The organism is Paenibacillus sp. 598K (assembly GCF_003851045.1).
Classification (GTDB): Bacteria; Bacillota; Bacilli; order Paenibacillales; family Paenibacillaceae; genus Paenibacillus_D.
On record NZ_BFBX01000278.1, the window covers coordinates 1 to 591 of the forward strand.

General features: G+C 73.4%; 1 pseudogene. It reads left to right on the forward strand.

The annotated features are described in order from the left end of the window. Positions 1-591: pseudogene (locus tag PA598K_RS36945) on the forward strand (hypothetical protein); the annotation flags it as partial.

A 591-nucleotide genomic window follows, 5' to 3' on the forward strand; every position in this document is an offset into this window, starting at 1 on the left:
TCAGCGAGCCGCATCCCGCCGCGCCGCGCATGCTGCGGCGCGGACTGGAGGCCGCTGGGGCTGCGCTCGCCAGCCGCAGGCTCGATCGGCGCGAGGCGCTCCTGCGGACGCCGGAGAGCAGCCCGGCTGCAAGCCTGTACCCGCAGCAGCGCGAGCAGGCGCTCCTGCTGGCGCTGGAGCTGGGCGACCGGGCGAGCGCCGAGCGCGAGTGCCGGCTGCTGCTGGAGGCGATCGCTAGTCCCGAGGCGACACTGGGGCAACTGCATCAGGGCGCGAGCGCGCTCGTCCACGCGCTGGAGCGCCATCTGCGCGACCGTGCGCTTAGCCTGCAGGACGTCTGCGGCTGCACCTCGCAGGAGCTGGCGGAGGCGATGCGCCGCCGCAGCAGCGTCGGCGAGCTGCTCGACTGGCTCGTCAGCGAGCTGTTCCCGGCGCTACTCGCCGCCCAGCAACGCAGCGGCGCAAGCGCCGGCGCGCGGATCGCCGAGGAGGTGCGCGAGCTGATCGAGCGTCACTACGAGCAGCCGTTGTCGCTGCCGCAGATCGCCGAGCGGCACCGGGTTCACCCTGACTATCTGAGCCGCCTGTTCA